Below are 20,465 nucleotides of genomic sequence, written 5' to 3'. Positions count from 1 at the left end.
CTAATGTATACTTCGAATGTAGTTAGGGGTGCATTATGCTTGCCAATCGTCGAACAAAAATTGTTGCCACAATTGGTCCTTCCACAAATACCAAAGACGGCCTAAAAAAGGCCATTGAGTCCGGGATGAATGTGGCTCGCCTTAATTTTTCTCATGGCCAACACGAAGTTCACTTAGAGGTTATAAAACACATTCGTCGCTTGATTTCTGAACTCAACGCTCCGATTTCTATACTGCAGGATTTGCAGGGGCCAAAAATCCGCGTGGGACGTTTTAAAAATGGGTTTGTGAATCTGACTGAGGGGCAACAAGTGGTCATTTCCGTTTCGGCCCCAGAGGGTGACGGATCATTGATAGCCACCGATTTTAAAGAGCTACCCCAGTCTTGCCAGGTGGGCACGCGAATTTTGTTAGATGATGGATTAATTGAGTTGTCCGTCGTCAAGGTCACTCCAGATGAGGTGACCTGCATTGTGGTGTTTGGTGGAATTTTAAAAGATCGAAAAGGTATGAATTTACCAGGAGCCAACTTGCCGGTTGCGGCCTTAACAGAAAAAGACTTGGTGGATTTAGAGTTTGGCTTGGAAAATGACGTGGACTACGTGGCGCTCAGCTTTGTCCGAAGAGGGAGTGATATTGTTAAGTTGCGTGAACTGATCAATGCCCATAATCCCCGGACTCAGATTGTGGCAAAAATTGAAATGCGAGAGGCGCTAGACAACCTTGAGGATATTGTGAGTTTAAGTGACGCTGTGATGGTGGCCCGGGGAGATCTGGCGGTGGAGGTGGGGCAAGCGCAGCTTCCCTCCATTCAAAAACGAATCATCAAATTATGTAACAGACTAGGGAAACCCGTGATCACGGCCACCCAAATGCTTGACAGTATGGTGGAGAATCCTCGACCCACACGTGCCGAGATCACAGATGTGGCCAATGCCGTTATAGATGGGTCCGATGCCCTTATGCTGTCTGCCGAGTCAGCTAGCGGCAAGTACCCTTTTAAGTGTATAGGCACAATGCATGAGATCATCACCGAAGTGGAGCGCACGGGAGAGTATTTTTATAAATTTTATGAAGATAGTCCCACATTGGAAGTGCCAGAAACTATCGCTGCCAGTGCCGCCTTTTCGGCAAAAAAGTTAGGGGCCACGGCGATTGTTTGCCTAACAACGTCGGGAAGAACGGCGCAACTTATTGCTAAGCATCGACCAAAAGCGAGAATTCTTGCCGTCACTCATTTGTTGAGCACATTAAATCGGCTCGAACTCGTGTGGGGCATTCAAACCCTTTCTATTCGCCCCTATAAATCAACAGAAGAGGCTATGGCGCAGATTGAATCTTTATTGTTGACCTATGACCTTGTAGAGCGCGGTGACCGCATGGTGCTCACGCTAGGTGCGCCCGTTCAGCAGGGGGCCAAGACCAACTCCTTAAGAGTATACACCATTGGTGACAGTGGGGGTGGGGCGCCCCCTTCTCAAGCTCGGCCTCTTCGTTGCAAATGATTGAATGACTGTCGCTTAGCGGTCAATGGCACTTGTTTAGTTTAAGAATTTTTATTGTATTTTTCGATGGTGTAAACAATTTCCCAAAAGGGCAGGATTTTCTCCAGTTCTGGCAGCAGAAAAGTTTGAGTGAGCTCTCCTCCTTCGGCCGATTGTTTATCTTGGACAAGACCTTTTTTGGCAAGACCATCAGAGTCGTTTGTGGTTGTGGGAATGCCGAGGTCTTTAAGAGAATTTTGCTGAATATGGGTGAGCGATACAGTGACTTCGCCTTTTTCGTTGGCCGTTTGTTTTCGTCCAAAATGGATAAGGGCTCTGATGATGGGTAGCTCGCGCTCTTCCACGGTCACTCGTTTACTTTCGTCTTTAAACAGGTACTCATTGTACCAGTCCACAAAGCCAGTGAGTTTTTCATGATCGGTGATTGTTATTTTTTGTTTGCCTTCGCCCAGGTCTTCCACGGTCATGATGTTTAGCGAGGTGAGTACGTCCATCATTTTTTGCATTTTGTGCGTGGGCTGCTGGAATATTTGAATGGTGTAGTTTCTCAATGTCCACTGCGGGATCACTAACCCGGTCTCTTCTTTTCTTCCCGACTTATAGCCAATAAGGCTTAATATTGCACAAAGGCGGGTCACCGTGTGCGGAGGGAACATTTCTTCGGTACCAGATTGTGAAGACTCTAAATTTTTGATGCGTTGGTTGGCATTTCGCAAGTGCGCGTTGACGGTTTTAACCATGGCCTTGAGCCATTCTGGAAACGTTTTAAACTGGGCATGTAGGGCTACAAAGGGAAGTTTAATAACTGTGGCGTTGGTCTTGGCTTTGGCACCAGCGCTTCGGGGTTTGTTGTCGAAAAACGCCATCTCTCCGAGCATTTCTCCGGGCTTTAACTCGGCCAGCTCAATTTCAGAGTTCCCCTTTTTCTTGGTGATAGCTATGCGCCCGGCCTTAATCACATACATGGCATCAGAGGCATCGCCCTCATTAAATAAAATTTCACCCTTTTTTAGTTCAAGAAGGCCCGCCACCGATTTAGCTCCCAGCGCTCTCACCTGAGATGACTTAATGCTATCTAGTTCCCAGTATTTTAATTATGAGGGGTAACTAGAGCCAATGGTACTGGACGTAGGGCCTAATTCGTAGAATGTGAACGAGGGAGTTAAAACTCCATGACCTTCAGGTCTGAGGCCACTTCAAGCGGGGCTCCAGTGGCCTTCACCACATCACTTACTTCAAGCCCTGGAGCCACTTCTTTTAATACGAAACCGCTCTCTGTGACTTGTATCACGCCAAAATCAGACACCACGGTGTTAATGCAGCCCTTACCTGTCAGAGGAAGGGTGCACTTTTTTAAAAGTTTCGGCGTGCCGTTTTTATCTACGTGTTGCATGGCCACGATCACCTTTTGTGCTCCCGCGACGAGGTCCATGGCGCCGCCCATGCCTTTGACCATTTTTCCGGGGATCATCCAGTTGGCGATATCTCCTTGTTCATCCACTTGCATGGCGCCAAGTACAGTAAGGTCCACATGTCCGCCTCGAATCATGGCAAAGCTATCGGCAGAGGAGAAAAAGCTGGCTCCAGGAACAGTTGTTACGGTTTGCTTTCCGGCATTGATCAAATCCGCATCCACATTTGCTTCAGATGGGAAGGGACCCATTCCTAAAAGGCCATTTTCGCTTTGTAACATAACGCTTATGTTTTCAGGGATATAGTTGGCCACCAGTGTGGGGATGCCAATGCCTAGGTTAACTGTAAAACCATCTTCAATTTCTTTAGCTATTCGTTGTGCGATTTGTTCTCGCGTGAGTGGTGTGCCCATAGTTTAATCCCGTCGAGTGGTTCGTTGCTCAATTCGTTTTTCATAATTGGAGCCTTTAAAAATTCTTTGTACAAAAATGCCTGGGGTGTGGACTTGGTCGGGGTCAATTTCACCCGGTTCAACTAATTCTTCCACCTCAGCCACAGTGATTTTGCCAGCCGTGGCCGCCAGGGGATTAAAATTTCTGGCCGTTTTCCGAAACACCAGGTTGCCGAAGCGGTCGCCCTTCCAGGCTTTAACTAACGCAAAGTCACCTTTAATCGCAGACTCTAAAACGTACTCGCGACCATCAATTTGTCGCACTTCCTTGCCTTCGGCGACCAATGTTCCTACGCCCGTGGGAGTAAAGAAAGCTGGAATTCCTGCTCCGCCTGCGCGAATTCTCTCAGCCAGGGTGCCTTGTGGTGCCAGCTCCACTTCAAGCTCACCCGCCAAGTATTGTTGTTCAAATAAGGCGTTCTCGCCCACATAACTGGAGATCATTTTTTTAATTTGTTTTGATTGTAACAAAAGACCAAGGCCAAAATCGTCAACGCCTGCGTTATTAGAAACGCAAGTGAGTCCTGTGACGCCTTTTTCTCGAAGGGCCGCAATGCAATTCTCTGGAATGCCGCAAAGGCCGAAGCCACCCACGATCAAAGTCATGTTGCTTGATAGACCTTCAAGAGCTTCAAAAGCATTATTCACTACCTTGTTCATAGATTCTCCACAATTAACGCCACGGCTTCGCCGCCGCCAATACATAATGTCGCTAGGCCATATTTTTTTTGTCTCTGTTTAAGTGCATGTAGCAAAGTGGTCAAGATTCGAGCCCCGCTGGCACCAATGGGGTGCCCAATGGCAACAGCTCCGCCATGAACGTTGACCTTTTCTCGGGGTATACTGAGATCCTTCATTGCAGCCATGGTTACATTACTAAAAGCTTCGTTGATTTCATAAAGATCGATGTCGTCGACTTTTAATCCCGCCTGTGCCAGGGATTTTTTTATGGCGCTAACCGGTGCCGTGGTGAACCATTTTGGATCTTGGGCGTGGGTGGCATAGGCCACAACCCTTGCCATGGGAGTTAAGCCGAATTCATTGGTTTTTTCACCACTGGCCAGTACGAGGGCTGCAGCTCCATCATTTATTTTGCTGGCATTGGCAGCAGTAACTGTACCTTCTTTGTCAAAGGCGGGGCGTAAGGAGGTCATTTTATCAAAGCGAGCCCGGCCAGGCTCTTCATCTTCGGTGATGGTAAGGGTTTCTTTGCGATCTTGAATTTGTACGGCAACGAGCTCAGCATCAAAGGCTCCAGATTTTTGGGCTTCCATGGCCCACTCATAACTTTGTTTTGCAAACTCATCTTGTTCTTCACGAGAAAATTTATACTCTTTCACGCACATTTCTGCAGCCACACCCATATGGAAATCATTGTAAGGATCCCATAGGCCATCTTTAATCATTGAATCGGTGGTTGAGAAGTGCCCCATTCGGTAGCCTGCTCGTGAATTCTCAAGTAAGTGTGGGGCCAGAGTCATGTTTTCTTGCCCGCCAGCTACGACCACAGAAGCTTGGCCTAATCGAATGGAATCCGCAGCTAACATCACTGCTTTTAACCCAGAACCACAAACTTTATTTATGGTCATGCAAGCTGTTTTTGTGGGAAGGCCAGCGTAAATGGCGGCCTGTCGAGCGGGGGCTTGGCCGACTCCCGCCGTAAGCACTTCGCCCATAATGCATTCGTCTACCTGTTCAGTCGGGATACCTGCTGTTTGTAGAGCGGAAGTGATGGCTGTGGCGCCCAGTCGAGGGGCCGGCACTTGGCCGAGGGTTCCCTGGAATGATCCAACCGGTGTGCGTTTGGCGCTGAGAATGAAAACTTCTTTAGACATCTTTGTATCCTCTTAAAAAAATGAAGGAGGGTTCTTGTTCGCCACAGGCCGAAACACTTTAATGTCACGGTTTGCGGTTTTATGGCTGCAATTGTTTAAGGGGGAGTTGTCTGTTGTCAACTCAAAGGCGCAGTTCGCTTTGGTGATTTGTTAAAGTGGTGACATTTGCGTAAAAAAACCGCAACTGCATGATGTGTCTCACCGATTATTGCACTCCCTAAAGAAGTGCATTACTCTGTTTGAAAAGTGACCCCACTGTGCTGTGTCATTTAAAGGGTGTTTCTATGAATTTGAAACTCATTGAAAAGTTGTTGGTGTTTGGCTTTGTGTTTTGGGCCTTTCCGGCCGTAGCCAGCGACTTGCGGTTTAAACCCATGGCCATGGGAGTGTCGGCGGGCGATCGCTTGAATGTAAAAGGTTTTTTTGGCGACGTAAAAATGGTTGCTGAGCCTGGTGCGCAAAGTGTGGTGATTCAGTTGGTGCAGTCCCAATCCTCATCGGCTCCGGGCTTTGCTCAGCAGATGGGCGATGAATGGCATTTTACGGTGCGTAAAGATGGTCAGACGATTTTTGCTGAGGTGGAAAGTCCGCAATCTAAGCAGAGTTGGGCCAAATTATTGATGTCGGGCGGGATTCCGGCTTACAGGCTTGAGATTCGGGGAGCCGCTTTGCCGGTGGAGTTGAATTGGCGAGAGGGCAATGTCACAGTGCAGAATTGGAAGGGTGACATTCAGATTAATCAATTAGCTGGAAAACTCAACATTCAATCCGTTGAGGGCGATGCGCGGCTTTTTTTGCAAAAGGGCCAGCTCAATGTGGAAGATCACAAGGGAGCTGTGTTTGTTAAAACCTATGACGCTAATGTGCGAGCGAAGAAGGTGGAAGGCCCCTTTTCTGTGGAGAACTTTTCTGGTGTCACGAATTTAGATGAAGTGGAAGGCAGTATTTATCTTACGGCATTTAAGTCGCCCACAGTGGTTGAAAATGTGAAAGGCCGTATTGAGTTTAAAAATGGGCAAGGGAGTTTGAAAATTTTGGACCATGAAGGCGCCATTCGTGGCCATTCAGGAGAAGGTACCGTATCCGTAGCGGTGAAAGGCGAAGCCGACGTGCGTATTAAGACGGAGCAAGGCGAGGTGAGCTTGCGCGCGCCCGGGTCAGGAGCTTGGGCTAATTTGGGAACTGAAGAGGGCACCCTCTATGTTCCCAATTATTTGAAATTGAATCGTTATCCTTCGCTGAAGGTGCGAGAAGGACGGCTGAAAGGTCAAAGATCCGGTCGATTGTTTGTGCGGACACAGTCCGGGAATATTCGACTTTGGTGAGCGGATCATCTTTGATAGGCCTAATTGGCTTGACCAATTCAGGGAAATGACACACAAGAGATAGCTATGGCAAAAAAGAAAAAAGTCGTGAAAAAAACGACTAAAAAGAAGACAACTCAGAAGAAAAATAAAAAAGTCGCAAAAAAAGCCGCTAAAAAGAAGGTTGTAAAGAAAACAACCAAGAAGCCGGCAAAAAAAGCGGCGAAGAAGACCACTAAAAAAACAGTAGCTAAGAAAGTGGCGAAGAAAAAAGCGGTAGCGAAAGCAGCCACCGTGAAGAAAAAGACCACCGCAAAAGCCGTGGCGCCGACTAAAAAAGCAACTTCGAAAAAAGAGGTTATTCCAGCTGCTGAAAAGCCCGTGAAAAAAGCCAAGGCCGCTCCCGTGGAGTCGCCCGTTGAGGTAATTGAGGAGCTGGAACTGTCCGCATTAGAAAACGAAGAGCCGCAAGAGCCAGAAGAAGTCATCCTGACGGATGCCGAAGGCCGCAGGCTTTGTCGTGTGTCAGATTGTGATCAAGTGGCAACTGTGGATGGCTACTGTCGTTATCATTACCTGCTGTTTTGGAAGAAGATTCAAAACCGCAAAAAGATTTTAGTGGGTGGTAAGCTTGAGCGATACATCGAAGAGTTGACCGCTCGGTACACGGATAAATTCATAGAAATTTTACGCAAGGATTTGCGCTCAGAAAAAGACTTCTTAAGTGCTGTGCACGAGTTAGAACTAGATGACTCAAGTTCAGGTAATTTTGAAGATGAAGATAAGTCATATATCGAAGAAATTCGTGGTATGGCTTCTGAGGGCGGAAGTCGAAACGAAGAAGATTACTAAGTTAGTGGGTGGTGTGGCCACCGCCCTCTTCGTCGTCATCGTTTAGGCCAAGCATCTCATAGACGGCTTGCTCTTCCACATCCTGATCCTCGCCTTCCACCAGCATTTCATCAGAGGCGACTGCTAAAAGTCGATCGGCTTCGGCTTCAAGGTCTGTATTCACCGTAGAAACCCGGAGGTGCAGCGTTTTTTTGTTGAGCTCAAAGCTCTGCCACTCCCATGGAAATTCTTGCAAATCTAAGCCATCAAAATATTGCTGCAACATCGAACCAATGGCGTCGAGCCCCGTGTGGATCAATTTGAGGGCATTTTCTTTTTTCGGATCAAATTCTATGGACACTTCAAAATTGGCTTGTTGCAGGCGACCTGGCTCTAGATGGCCCACGCGCAGTAACAGCTCCGCTTGGTAGATGCGGCCCTCGGCAATGACCTTTTGGCCAGCCAGTGGTTTTTTAAAGGTTTCAGAGACCACACCAACGATCTGCTCCAGCAGCTCCTTGGGCAGTCGTGTCCATTTTTTCGAGCTCTTTAATCGGGGGTCCATGGCTACTCCTGGGGGAAAGTTCCTACTCCTAGCTCAACGCTCAAAAAAGTTCAATGGGTGTTGGTGATAGAAGGGGATTTGGTGGCTTCGGACTGCAAGCGCTATCAACAAAAAAGCCTCCAATGCCTGCGCAATTTCATTGTCCCTCGTTTGACCTTTAGAGGCCCCGGGTCTATAACTCCCCACAAGTGAACCTTGTTGCGTAAAGCTATCAAAATGACTGCGTTTTTAAAGGTGAAGGAAATTCATTAATGGATCAAAAAGGCGTCTATATTTCCACTTATGGCTGCCAGATGAATGTAAATGACACTGAGCGCATGTACAGCCTTTTGGAGATGCTCAATTTCACCCCGGTGCATTCACCTGATCAGGCCGAGTTGATCATTATTAACTCCTGTAGTGTTCGCGAAAAACCCGTACATAAAGTTCACTCCGAAGTGGGGCGCTACAAAAAACTAAAGTCCCATAACCCCAATTTAATGATTGGAGTGGGTGGTTGCGTAGGCCAACAAGAAAAAGGCAAATTGCTTTCTGATGTGCCCTTGCTGGATTTTGTGTTCGGAACTGATGCCATTGATCAGCTTCCTGACTTGGTGGCCAAGGTGCAAGAAAACCATGAAAAAGTGGTTGCCGCCAAATTTGAGCACCAGCAGCCCTATCATATTCAAACTTTGGTGCGAAATCCGGGTGTGTCCACCTTTGTGAACATCACAAAGGGTTGTGATAATTTTTGTACATTTTGTGTGGTTCCGTTCACTCGAGGCCGTGAGCGCAGTCGGCCCTTACAAGAGCTTGTTGTCGACATTCAACGTTTGGTGCAGCGGGGAGTGAAAGAGGTGACGTTGCTTGGTCAAAATGTAAACTCGTACAAGTCAGAATGCGGGGCCAATTTCGGCGAACTGTTAAAAACATTGGCCACAGACACAGATATTGAACGCATTCGCTACACCACGAGTCACCCAAAAGACTTCGACAAAGAACTTGTGCAAATCATGCAAGATCACAGGCAAAAAATTATGGAATATGTGCATCTGCCTGTGCAATCGGGCAATTCGCAAGTGCTCGAGCGGATGAATCGGGGTTACACTCGAGAAGAGTACATTGCAAAAGCCAAGATGATTCTGGAAACTCTCCCCGGCGCCTCGCTGTCCACTGATATCATTGTGGGTTTTCCAGGCGAAACTGAAGAGCAGTTTTTGGATACTTTAAGTTTATTGGATGAAGTTCCTTACGAAAGTATATTTGCTTTTAAATACAGTCCCCGCCCATTCACTAAGGCGGCACGGTTCACAGATCAAGTGCCAGAAGAAGTGAAGTCAGACAGGTTGAATCGATTGTTTGATAAACACAAGCAGTTGGCTTTTCCCATGGCCAAAAAATATGAAGGTAAAACTCTAACGGTTTTGGTGGAACAATTTGACTCAGAGTCCGGGCGCGTGACGGGTCGGAGCACACAGAACAAACAAGTGCACTTTTCTGGGTCTGAAGATCTCGTGGGACGGCAGGTGGATGTTTACATTCAAAAAGCCTTTCCGCAGGTTTTACATGGAGATTTGGTTCAATGAGTAGTCGAGTGGAATGCAGTTTGCGGCCCGTGGATGAATGGATAGAAATGTTCCCCTACGGAGTCGCAGTGGGCCCCGATCAAGTGCGCCCAGTGATGATTTTCAAAGATAAAACAGAACGACGAGTGCTTCCGGTTTGGATGAGCCCAGTAGATGCGGGCATAGCCATGTCTCAGTCAGCTATTACCGGCACAGACGCCTCTCCTCATAATCTGACCCAGAAAATGCTCTCTACTTTGGGGGTCCAAATTGAACGCTGTTATTTTGTGCGCACAAATGGTCACTACCAAATTGTTGAGCTTCAGTTTTCAGGAAGTGAAAAACTTAAGAAACTGGAAAGCCGGGCGGACGAGGTGATTTCCTTTTGTCTGCACAACGATGTGCGCTTTTTTTGTCGTGCTGATTTGATTGAGGAATCTCGAAGAATTGATTCTGAATTGCTAGGAATGAGTCAAGAAATACAAGCTATGATGGTGGATGGGCCGGGGCCAGGTCCGTACCTGAATTAGCCATAGAGGGAGAATAGTATGCAAGAGGATCTGCAAAATTCGGCATTGACCTTTGATGATATATTACTCGTGCCGCAGTACTCAGAAATTACTCCCACACAAATAGAAACGCGAAGTTACTTTGCCCGTGATATATTTTTGAATATGCCAATACTTTCAGCGGCTATGGATACGGTCACAGAAAGTCGAGTGGCCACTGTCATGGCTCAACTCGGTGGATTCGGAGTTGTTCATAAGAACATGCAGATCTCGCAACAGGCCGGTGAAATAGAAAAAGTCAAAAAGTACGAAAGTGGAATGATCACAGACCCCATCACATTGGGCCCAGATCAGCCAGTGCAAACGGCCTTGGATTTGATGAAACACTATTCTATCAGTGGAGTGCCAATCACGGTGGATGGCCAGTTGGTAGGTATTTTAACCAACAGGGATTTGCGTTTTGAAACCAACGTCACCCAACCCGTGTCAGATATCATGACCAAAGACCAATTGGTCACGGCGCGCGTGGGAACCACCCTGGAGCAGGCCAAGGGGATATTGCAAAAGCACAGGATTGAGAAGCTGCCCGTCGTTGATGAGAATAATTATTTAAAAGGGCTTATCACCATCAAGGATATAGAAAAAGCGAAGGCTTTTCCTAAGGCCACCAAAGACGGTCATGGTCGTCTTTTTGTGGGAGCCGCTCTTGGTGTTGATAATCACTCACGAGATAGAGCGGCCGCACTGGTGGAGTCGGGCGTGGATTTACTGGTTGTGGATACGGCCCACGGTCATTCAAAAAATGTATTGGATATGGTGAAGTACCTCTCATCCCAGTTTAAAGACACGCTTCTCGTGGCCGGTAACGTGGTGACGGCCGAGGCCACTGAAGTGCTGATGGATGCCGGTGCCGATGTTGTGAAAGTGGGCGTGGGACCTGGCAGTATATGTACCACTCGTATGGTTTCTGGAGTGGGAATGCCGCAGATCACAGCGGTACTTGAGTGCTCAAAGGCGGCTAAAAAACGAGGCAAGACGATCATTGCCGATGGCGGTATTAAGTTTTCGGGTGACATCACTAAAGCCCTCGCTTTAGGTGCGAACACGGTAATGATTGGTGGTTTGCTGGCAGGGGCTGATGAGAGTCCTGGCGAGACCATACTGTATCAGGGGCGTACTTATAAAGTGTACCGTGGGATGGGAAGTCTTGGCGCTATGAGCCTGGGTTCGAAAGATCGTTACGGTCAAGCGGATGTGTTTGATGCTGAAAAGCTAGTGCCAGAAGGTATTGAAGGTAAAGTGCCCTACAAGGGTTCGGCCAGTGCCATTCTACATCAACTGTTAGGTGGTCTGCGCTCAGGCATGGGCTATTTGGGAGCTCCTGATATTGAGTCGTTGCAACAGCGGGCCAAGTTTGTGCGCATCAGCCCACAAGGCCTTCGTGAATCCCATGTGCATGATGTGACAATCACTAAAGAGGCGCCTAATTATCGTTTGAATTAATAAAAAACACGAACTGTTGTTTTAGGGGGAAGGTCATGGATGGTGGCTTTTTAGTTTTAGATTTTGGTTCTCAATATACGCAGTTGATTGCTCGACGTTTAAGAGAGCTTAATGTGTATTCAGAAATAGTGTTATATGACACTCCCATCGAAGAAATTCGCTCCCGCAAACCAGATGGCATCATACTCAGCGGTGGTCCAAGTTCCGTATCGGGAGCTGAGTCGCCTACAGTGGCTGTAAAAGAACTTATGGAGATAGCACCTGTTTTGGGGATATGCTATGGCATGCAGCTGATCAGTTATGATCTGGGTGGAGTTGTTGAGCCTTCAAACGAGCGCGAATATGGTTTTAATGAAGTGACTTGGGTGCATCCCATCGGCGGAGTCCCTCGCACTCAAAAAGTTTGGATGAGTCATGGCGATGTGGTTAAGGTCCCGCCGCCGGGATTTGAGGTGGCAGCCTTTTCAGATGCGAAACATCCTGCGGCTTTGATCAGCGCGCGGGTGTGGGCTTTTCAGTTTCATCCTGAGGTTTCACACACAGAAGAGGGACTAGAACTTTTGCGGGCCTTTGTCTTTGAGCTGTGCGGTGCCAAACCCAACTGGACAGCGCCGTCCATTAGTGAACACCTCACTGCAATGATTAAACAGATGGTGCCTGAGAATGAAGGTGTGCTTTGCGCGCTCAGTGGTGGTGTGGACTCAACAGTCGTGGGAACATTGTTGACGAAAGCTTTGGGGGCTGATCGTGTACACTGTGTTTTTGTAAATAATGGTCTTTTGCGGAAAAACGAGTTCAATGAGGTTCTGGATCAATACAATCTACTAGGCTTGAATGTGGATGGTGTTGACGCGGAGTCGACGTTTTTAGACAATTTGGCCGGCGTCGAAGATCCAGAACAAAAACGCAAGATCATTGGCCACACCTTTATTGATATTTTTAAAGATGAGATAAAAAAAATTGGCGACATCAAATGGTTGGCGCAGGGAACACTTTACCCTGACGTGATTGAAAGTGTTTCGTTGCGTGGCCAGAGTGTGACCATAAAATCTCACCACAATGTGGGCGGCCTGCCAAAAGATCTGGATCTGAAGCTTGTGGAGCCATTAAGAGAGCTTTTTAAAGACGAAGTACGGGCATTGGGTGAAGAGCTGGGGATCCCTCATTCGTTTTTGTGGCGACACCCTTTTCCGGGCCCAGGTCTAGCCATTCGAATTTTGAGCGAAGTGAACAAAGAATCGCTAGAGACCTTAAGGGAGTGTGATGCCATATATGTGAACGCATTAAAAGAAAGTGGGTTGTACGATAAAATATGGCAGGCCTTTTGCGTGCTGCTGCCCGTTAAGGCGGTGGGTGTGCAGGGAGATTTTCGAACTTATGAAAACGTCCTTGCCTTAAGGGCAGTGACGTCATCTGATGGAATGACGGCGGATTGGTTTTCTTTTCCAGATGAATTTTTGCGCCGGGTCTCGAATAAAATTACAAATCAAGTTCGGGGCGTGAATCGAGTGGTTTATGATGTGACAAGTAAACCGCCTGGTACCATTGAGTGGGAGTAAAATGTCGTCATTCGTCCATCTGCATGTTCATTCTCAGTACTCACTTCTAGAAGCCACCTGTCGATTTAATGATCTTTGTGAGCAGGCCCATGCTTTTGGCATGCCGGCCTTGGCCATTACAGATTATGGCAATATGTTCGGAGCGGTTGAATTTTATTTTTCAGCACTGGCTGCCGGGGTAAAGCCCATTGTTGGTTTAGAAGCGTACTTGGCTCCAAAGAGTCGGCACATCAAGGGTGATGATAAAGACGCACTTAAAGTTCCGAATCGGCGTTTGGTGCTACTAGCGCAAAATTACGAAGGTTACCAGAATCTTTGTAAAATCAGCTCGGTGGGTTATCAGGAGGGGTTTTATTATCGGCCGCGTGTGGATTATGAAATTCTTGAAAAGTACAGCGACAATGTGATCGCCCTGTCAGGCGGTCTGATGGGTGAAGTGCCATGGCAGTTTCAAAACAAAGGCAAAGACGAGGCGATTAAAAAAATTGAAGCCTTTCAAAAAATCTATGGGGATCGATTTTATCTTGAGTTGAATCGCACAGGCCTCAAGGATTGGGATGGCGTAAACCACTTTCTAATGGAAGTGGCTCATGAACGTAAAATACCAATGCTTGCCGCAAATAATGTCCATTACCTCAAGCGGGGTGATCAAATTGCGCAAGAAGTGTTGATTTGCATTGGCAGCAACAAGACCTTGCAGGATGAAACTCGATTCCGGTTAGGGTCAGACCAGTTTTACTTTAAAAGTGCCGAGCAAATGCGTGAACTGTTTGCGGATTTGCCAAAGGCTTGCGACACCACCTTAGAGGTGGCGGATCGATGTAACATAAAATTTCACTTAAAAGACTCAGAGGGCAAGCCCATTTACCACTTGCCGTCGTTTCCCACAGCAGAGGGTCGAGACACAAAAGAAGAGATGTCTTTCTTGTCGCAAAAGGGTTTAGAGGCGCGATTTGCGGAGCTTGCGCTAAGAAACGAGACAGTGCCAGAAGAAGATAAGAGTAAATATTTTGAGCGGCTGGATTACGAGCTCAATGTTATTGATGGCATGGGCTTTAATGGATATTTTCTAATCGTTCAAGATTTCATTGGTTGGGCGAAAAACCACGGCATACCCGTGGGTCCGGGTCGAGGTTCGGGAGCGGGTTCACTTGTGGCCTATTCACTGGGGATTACTGATTTAAATCCCATGCCTTATAACCTTATCTTTGAGCGATTCTTGAATCCTGAACGGGTGTCCATGCCTGACTTTGATATTGATTTTTGTCAGGAAAATCGGCAGCGAGTGATTGAGTACGTCACGCAAAAATACGGACAACAAAGTGTATCTCAGATCATCACCTACGGAAAACTGCAGGCTCGTGCCGCCATTCGTGATGTGGGTCGGGTTATGGGCATGACCTATGCCGAAGTGGACGTGGTGGCGAAGCTGGTTCCCGAGAAACTGGGAATCACCCTCAAGGAAGCCATTGAAACTGAGCCGCGCATGCGCGAATTGATGGAGACAGATCCTAAGGTGAATACGCTGATGGATTTGGCGCAGAAAATTGAAGGCCTTGTTCGGCATGCGGGTATTCATGCGGCGGGCGTGATTATAGCCGATGGAAGTATCGTTTCTCATGCACCATTGTACAGGGGCGTTGAGGGGGAGAATGTCGTTCAGTATGATATGAAACATGCTGAAAAAATTGGCCTGATCAAATTTGACTTTTTAGGTTTAAAGACACTCACGCATATCAACGATGCCTTAAGGCTTGTGGCGCAAAACCGCAATAAGACAATAAAAACATCTGAGATTTCTCTCTCAGATCCCGGTATCTACGAGATCATGTGCAAGGGAGATACGGCAGGTATTTTTCAGTTTGAAGGCGAGGGTATTACAGATCTGATCCGAAAGGCTCAGCCCAATTGTTTTGAAGATATCGTGGCGATCAATGCCCTCTATCGGCCAGGTCCGATGGACATGATCCCGGATTATTTAAAACGTAAAAAGGGCCAAGTAAAAGTTGATTATTTGTTTCCTGAGCTTGAGGGGATCCTGAAAGAGACTTACGGCATTGTGGTCTATCAGGAGCAGGTGCAGCTCATTGCCGCCAAAATTGCCAACTACAGCCTGGGTGAAGCCGATATGCTTCGTCGAGCCATGGGTAAGAAAATTGCTGAAGTCATGGCTGAGCAAAAAACTCGATTTTTGTCAGGGGCCAAAGAAAATCAGCATGATCTAAAAAAGGCCGAAGAATTATTTGATACCATGGCCGAATTTGCCAAGTATGGTTTTAATAAATCGCATGCGGCGGCCTATTGTGTGGTGGCCGCACAAACGGCGTATCTCAAAAACTACTATCCGGTGGAGTTTTTTGCAGCCCTGCTCAGCACAGAGATGAGTGATACCGACAAAGTGGTTAAATACGTCAAGGATGCGCAAAAGCACAGTATCGAGGTGTTGCCCCCGCACATCAATCACTCAGACTACAAGTTTTCTGTGAGGGGTAATAAAATTTATTTTTCTCTGGGAGCCATTAAGGGTGTGGGTCAGTCGGCGGTGGAGTCCATAGTGGAGGCGAGGGAGTCTCTTGCCACTAAAGAATTTGAGAGTTTAGAGCAGTTTTTTGAAGTTGTGGATTTGCGTCGGGTGAATAAAAAAACTGTGGAATGTTTGATTAAGGCCGGTGCTTTTGAGGGGTTTGGAGCCAATCGAGCTCAACTTATGGCGGGGTATTCGAAGTTTATTGAGCGAGCCGATAGGGCGAAAAAAGATCAGGAGTTGGGACAAAGCAGTTTGTTCTCTCTTGATGAGAATGTGGCGGAGCAAGAAAAAGTCCGCCTCGACGAATGCTCTCCGTGGTCTCGTTCTGCACGACTTTCCTATGAGAAAGAGGTTTTAGGTTTTTTCCTAAGTGATCATCCCTTAAAAGGATTAGACCGCATTGCTCAACCCTGGATCACCCATACGGTGGAGAGTTTACAAGAGGCGGAGTCGAAATCCTCTGTAAAGGTTTTGGGGATAGTGACGAGTTTGCGAGAAATCATTACCAAAAAAGGCACGCGCATGTGCTTTGCACAGCTCGATAGTCTTTCTGGAGCGGTGGAGTTAGTGGTTTTTCCAGATGTCTATAAAAATGCCGAGCTCCTATTGAAGTCCGATGGAGCCAGTATTGTCAGTGGGCAGCTTGAAAAGGACGGAGACAGTCTGAAAATCTTGGTGGATGGAGTTGAGCGATTAGAAGACTGTATGCAGCGAGCAAAGGGGTTGGTGATGAAAATGGACGAGAAAATCACGCCCCATCTGGAAGAGCTGCAGGCGTTGATCGCAAACAGTCCAGGGCAGACTCGGTTGAGTATGGACATGGTGCTGCCGGAGCTTAAAAAGCAGGTGCGACTGCAGGTGACAGAGCCCAAGGGCGTTCATGTCTCTTATGAGTTTTTTGAAAAGCTTCACACAGTATTTGGCGATACGGATTCATTTCAGATGTCTGTGTGAGGGTTCCAGGTCCTAAACCTGGTCACGGAGCATCAAAGAACGCCACCTAGGGGGAGGGGGGGCGCGACGCCAACTGCACGAGTGGCCGCATGTCGTCTTCGGATTGCGTCACTTTCGTGCCGCAACCCGGATACGCCATGCACATCGTGATGTTGGCGTCGCGCCTCCCCTCCCCCTAGGTGGCGTTCTTTGATGCTCCGTGACCAGGTTTAGGACCTGGAACCCTGTTTTGGAACCCTGTTTGTGGTAAGCTGACCACTCATGTGTGATTGGAGGTTCTTTTGTTGCGTCCATACTTGATAGCGGTTTTTTTCCTTTTCTTTTCGCCTTTGGCTTTTTCTTCTGAAGTGGTGGATGTGAATTATTCGGGTGTGACCAGCACGGCCAATCGTAGCAGTGCCAAGCAGCAGATGGAAACCCAGGCCATTGAAGAGGTGAGTCTGAAATACATAAAAGAAATCGTGGGTGAGGCGAAGACGGCGCGAAACATGGACCTTATTAGAAGTAAAATCATCAAGAACTCTTCTAAGTATGTGTTAACCATGAACTCTGGGAGTATGGCCAAAGAGGCCGATGGTTGGGCTATGCCGGTATCTATGAAGTTGTCGCTCAGTAGTCTTCAGAAAATGCTGCTCAATGAAGGGTTGTTGTATGACATGGAAGGCCTGCCGCAGGTTCTGCCGCTGATTCGAGTGGTGGATCGTGTAAATTCACAAGGGTACAGTTGGTGGAGTGAGGCAAAAGATCAAGACAACGCCTTGTTGGCTGAGCTCAATATGACTTTGTGGGCGAAGATGAAAGAAGCCCTGTGGGATAAAGGATTTTATGGATTGTCGCCAGTGGAGAATGGCTTTTTGGGGCTTGTCCCTCAGATCTTGCAGGTGACTACACCTCAAAAGGATGATGCGTTGATTATGGGAGAGTATTTTAATAGTCCCATAGTTGTGCGGGGAGAAATGAGTTTAAGTGGGGTGAAGAATGCCATTAACACTTACCGGATCGATTTAAGACTTGAGGCCTTGCACTCCGGTAATGGTCGCGTTGTGGGTGAGGTTATCCGTAGCTATGAAACTGATGCCGGAGATTTTAGGCAGGTTGTTCATAAGCGCCTCAGTGAGGCCAGAGAAAAGGTGGGCGATGACCTTGCTGTTCAAGTATTAGATGCATGGAAGCGGGGAACCTTCGGATCTTCTTTGGTTAAGCTGGTGCTTGCTGGTTCATTAAACTATAAAGATCTTAACTTATTTAAGCAGACTCTGGTGCAGAAAGTGAAGCCCATCAAAACGGCTAGGGAGCGCCTTTTTGAACCCGAGCGAGTGACCTTTGAGCTTGATGCCTCGGCCAACCCTCAGCAGTTAGCCGAATTGATCACGAAAAGCTCCTTTGCCCCGCTCAAGGTCCAGGTGTCGCAGGTTCGCACTGATGGCATTGAGCTTACAGTGAGCCATCGCTAGAGTTGTAGTGCCTTTAAAAAAGTCCAAGTCGGTCAAGGTCATTAAAATTCAGCCTGGGCAGAGGACCTGAATGGCGTTTGGCTTTTGCTTCAACTTTGCTATCCTAAAAACATGAAACATACTGTTTTTTCGTATTCACAATGGCTGTTTTTGAGTTTGGTTTTTTCTCTACTGCCGGCTTGTGGTCTCACCGATTTGCAACGCAGCGATGCTGTGGAAGTGCCAGTGTATCCGGTCACCCATCAAGCGCGCGGACAGGGAGCTCCACTCAGGCAACGAATACTTGTGCCTCCCTTTTTAGATGAAAAAACCACGCGGTCGGATAAGGTGGCGGAAGTGGCCCGTCGCACGCTGATCCAAAACTTGTATTCGTCGCAAAGTTTTGTGATCGTCAACAACAGCGATATGCCCCATGACTTAGGAAAATACATCAACGAACGGCGCGAGTATAACTTAGAGCAAATCGCTGCAGTGGCAAAAAACATGGGAATCTCAGCCATCATCGAAGGAAAAATTTTAGAAGTAAAAGCTCAGCGAATTGGTGACGAGATTGGGATCATTCGTAAGATCAAAGCCCGAACCGATGTCACCGTTCGAATACGAGTGGTCGCGGCTCGCAACGGGAGAGAGATTCTCTCAACATCAAGAAGTGCTTCGGTGGAGGCCTACACCACTCGGGTCGCCGAGTACACGTACAGTGATCGGTTTCTTGAAGATGATCCTAACCTGGTGCTGGCGGCGGCAAAAAAAGCCTTTAACGGAGCTGCTGTACTTATCATGAAAGCCATCGATAAACTGGATTGGGAGGGGCGCGTGGCCCTCGTGTCTGGCGAGCGTATTTTTGTCAATGCAGGTCGGCTCTCCGGCGTGCAAATTGGCGATATCATGAAAGTGACCGAAACGGGAGATGAAGTGTTTGATCCTGAAAACGGCCGCTATATCGGTCAAGCTCCGGGACGCATGAAGGGCACCATCGAAGTGGTGAGTTATTTTGGTCAAGACGGCGCGATTGCCATTGTCCATTCGGGATCTGGTTTTAAAGAAAACGATCGTGTGGAACTCTATTAAGGCGTTGTAAATTGGTTGGGATAAGCAGACTCGAACTGCTGACCTCCACGATGTCAACGTGGCGCTCTAACCAACTGAGCTATATCCCAACATGATTCAGGTGAGTCTTTGATAACCTATTTCGCAGGTGATCATCAAGTCTTTTGCACCAAAGCTCAAAGAGAGTTTGTGATTCCAGGCGAATGCCATGATCGGACAATCGGTCAAAAGTTTCGCAGGTTTGCCCGCAGCTTCGAATATTCTGAAACAGACTTAAGTCATTTTTCAAATTAAGAGCCAGGCCATGAAAGCTCACGCCCCGTGAAATCTGCACGCCGAAAAAAATCAATTTCCCCCTGCTTGAATAAATCCCGGGCTTCTCACACCGGGTGGTGGCGCTCACTCCCAGGTCTGCAAGCAGGGTCAAACAGACATTCTCCAAAATACGAATATACTCCCGCACACCAAGCCCCCAGTTTTTAATGGGGAGTATGGGATATATGACAAGCTGTCCCGGACTATGTAGGGTGGCCTGCCCTCCTCGTCTTATTGAGGCCAACTGAAACCCTTCAGATTTTAACTCTGTCGGGGTTCGGTAAAGGTCTTTTTCTATTTGGCCCCTGATCCCTAAAGTGATCACTTTGGGGTGCTCGAGCCCCAAAACCACACCCTGATTTTGGGGCTTCACTTGTTCCAGCATACCCTCTTGTAGGCTCAAGGCTGTGATGTAGCTGGTAGTGCCCTGCCAGTCAGCGGTAAAATAGCCCATGGGTTTTTTTGACCCTCGAGAGGGGATGCCCTCACGGGTTATTTCCGTGGCCAAGGGGTTTTGATTGAGAGGGTTGCCATCAAAGGGGCGCGGCTCGAACTGTTCACTCATAGGTATATTCAAATCTCACTGTCTAAGTTGATCAAGAGAGTCCTTCAATCTTGTTTTCTTTCGGATGATCCCTACCAGAGTTGTAAGTGGTACGTAAAGGTATGGGGCGGCCGTCTAAAGGGCAAGTCGCGGATTTCATTGTGGCGAAAATGTTCTGTGGTTTGAAGGCTTCATGGGGTGTCTCTCTTCGGGGTCAAAGAACGTCTAAGGCGCCTTGCTGTAAGGGATTTCAGGGTCACTAATGGAATCGGTGTGCGCTAGGGTCCCGTAAATGGGTGAATCGAGGTGCGCCGGTGAGAGACGAATTATGATCAGACATCAAAGCAAGGAGCTTTCGTCACCATGAAATCAGTGCTTGGGCACTCCTTAAATGCACATGGCGAGGGCCAGCTACAAGGATTCTGTCTGGGGTAGAAAAATAGAGCTGCCTAGTCCTGGGCCGGTGGGATGTGGTCGGATGGGCTCCGTTTGTATACAAGGGCGGTTACAGAATTGGGCTGTCTTATGTAAATTGTTCAGACCTGAACACATTTTGAGATGACAGGGCCACTTGAAATAGCGATAAGAAAGCCCCACAAATGGCT

At 47.7% G+C, this 20,465-nt stretch carries 16 protein-coding genes and 1 tRNA gene; 10 read left to right on the top strand and 7 right to left on the bottom strand.

Features of this window, described 5'->3' with window-relative positions; genetic code table 11:
• Positions 1-35: 35 nt before the first annotated feature.
• Positions 36-1,505: a pyruvate kinase gene (pyk, locus tag H6626_03790; GenBank protein ID USN48220.1), complete on the top strand. Its 1,470-nt coding sequence runs from the start codon at positions 36-38 to the stop codon at positions 1,503-1,505.
• A gap of 41 nt (positions 1,506-1,546) precedes the next feature.
• On the opposite strand, the gene H6626_03785 is transcribed toward pyk, so the two are convergent.
• The 4 genes from H6626_03785 to H6626_03770 all read right to left on the bottom strand — a co-directional run bounded on the left by H6626_03785 (position 1,547) and on the right by H6626_03770 (position 5,204).
• Entirely contained in the window at positions 1,547-2,536 is a 990-nt protein-coding gene (locus tag H6626_03785) for a Crp/Fnr family transcriptional regulator (GenBank protein USN48219.1), read from the bottom strand.
• A 131-nt stretch (positions 2,537-2,667) separates the two neighbouring features.
• The gene (locus H6626_03780; protein ID USN48218.1) at positions 2,668-3,330 is read right to left on the bottom strand and encodes a CoA transferase subunit B; all 663 of its coding nucleotides are present in this window, start codon (positions 3,328-3,330) and stop codon (positions 2,668-2,670) included.
• A gap of 3 nt (positions 3,331-3,333) precedes the next feature.
• The gene (locus H6626_03775) at positions 3,334-4,029 is read right to left on the bottom strand and encodes a CoA transferase subunit A (GenBank protein ID USN48217.1); all 696 of its coding nucleotides are present in this window, start codon (positions 4,027-4,029) and stop codon (positions 3,334-3,336) included.
• Positions 4,026-5,204, bottom strand: coding sequence for an acetyl-CoA C-acetyltransferase (locus tag H6626_03770; protein ID USN48216.1), 1,179 nt, complete (start codon positions 5,202-5,204; stop codon positions 4,026-4,028). Before H6626_03770 ends, H6626_03775 begins: the two co-directional genes overlap by 4 nt.
• Before the next feature lie 284 nt (positions 5,205-5,488).
• On the opposite strand from H6626_03770, the gene H6626_03765 reads away from it, so the two are divergent.
• Positions 5,489-6,529: a hypothetical protein gene (locus tag H6626_03765; GenBank protein USN48215.1), complete on the top strand. Its 1,041-nt coding sequence runs from the start codon at positions 5,489-5,491 to the stop codon at positions 6,527-6,529.
• 66 nt (positions 6,530-6,595) lie between these two features.
• Positions 6,596-7,360: a hypothetical protein gene (locus H6626_03760; GenBank protein USN48214.1), complete on the top strand. Its 765-nt coding sequence runs from the start codon at positions 6,596-6,598 to the stop codon at positions 7,358-7,360.
• Position 7,361: 1 nt separating this feature from the next.
• Here H6626_03760 and H6626_03755 read toward each other — a convergent pair whose 3' ends face one another.
• A complete protein-coding gene (locus H6626_03755) occupies positions 7,362-7,904 on the bottom strand; it encodes a hypothetical protein (protein USN48213.1) in 543 nt (180 codons plus the stop codon).
• A gap of 251 nt (positions 7,905-8,155) precedes the next feature.
• On the opposite strand from H6626_03755, the gene miaB reads away from it, so the two are divergent.
• From miaB to H6626_03720, 7 genes are all read left to right on the top strand, one after another.
• Entirely contained in the window at positions 8,156-9,469 is a 1,314-nt protein-coding gene (miaB, locus tag H6626_03750) for a tRNA (N6-isopentenyl adenosine(37)-C2)-methylthiotransferase MiaB (GenBank protein USN48212.1), read from the top strand.
• Positions 9,466-9,978, top strand: a complete 513-nt coding sequence (locus tag H6626_03745; GenBank protein USN48211.1) for a bifunctional nuclease family protein — start codon at positions 9,466-9,468, stop codon at positions 9,976-9,978. Before miaB ends, H6626_03745 begins: the two co-directional genes overlap by 4 nt.
• A gap of 18 nt (positions 9,979-9,996) precedes the next feature.
• On the top strand, positions 9,997-11,460 hold the full coding sequence (gene guaB / locus H6626_03740) for an IMP dehydrogenase (GenBank protein USN48210.1): 1,464 nt from the start codon (positions 9,997-9,999) through the stop codon (positions 11,458-11,460).
• 35 nt (positions 11,461-11,495) lie between these two features.
• Entirely contained in the window at positions 11,496-13,019 is a 1,524-nt protein-coding gene (gene guaA / locus H6626_03735; GenBank protein ID USN48209.1) for a glutamine-hydrolyzing GMP synthase, read from the top strand.
• Between the two features lies 1 nt (position 13,020).
• The gene (gene dnaE / locus H6626_03730) at positions 13,021-16,500 is read left to right on the top strand and encodes a DNA polymerase III subunit alpha (GenBank protein USN48208.1); all 3,480 of its coding nucleotides are present in this window, start codon (positions 13,021-13,023) and stop codon (positions 16,498-16,500) included.
• A 281-nt stretch (positions 16,501-16,781) separates the two neighbouring features.
• On the top strand, positions 16,782-17,954 hold the full coding sequence (locus tag H6626_03725) for a hypothetical protein (protein ID USN48207.1): 1,173 nt from the start codon (positions 16,782-16,784) through the stop codon (positions 17,952-17,954).
• 150 nt (positions 17,955-18,104) lie between these two features.
• Positions 18,105-19,022 (top strand): hypothetical protein, encoded by a 918-nt coding sequence (locus H6626_03720; GenBank protein ID USN48206.1) that lies wholly within the window; start codon positions 18,105-18,107, stop codon positions 19,020-19,022.
• A gap of 12 nt (positions 19,023-19,034) precedes the next feature.
• Here H6626_03720 and H6626_03715 read toward each other — a convergent pair.
• Both H6626_03715 and lipB read right to left on the bottom strand, forming a co-directional pair.
• A tRNA-Val gene (locus H6626_03715) sits at positions 19,035-19,111 on the bottom strand.
• A complete protein-coding gene (gene lipB, locus H6626_03710) occupies positions 19,102-19,881 on the bottom strand; it encodes a lipoyl(octanoyl) transferase LipB (protein ID USN48205.1) in 780 nt (259 codons plus the stop codon). Before lipB ends, H6626_03715 begins: the two co-directional genes overlap by 10 nt.
• Positions 19,882-20,465: the final 584 nt, after the last annotated feature.

This window comes from Pseudobdellovibrionaceae bacterium (assembly GCA_023898385.1).
In the GTDB taxonomy this organism is placed as follows: Bacteria; Bdellovibrionota; Bdellovibrionia; order Bdellovibrionales; family UBA1609.
This window is presented reverse-complemented; position numbering and strand designations above follow the sequence as displayed.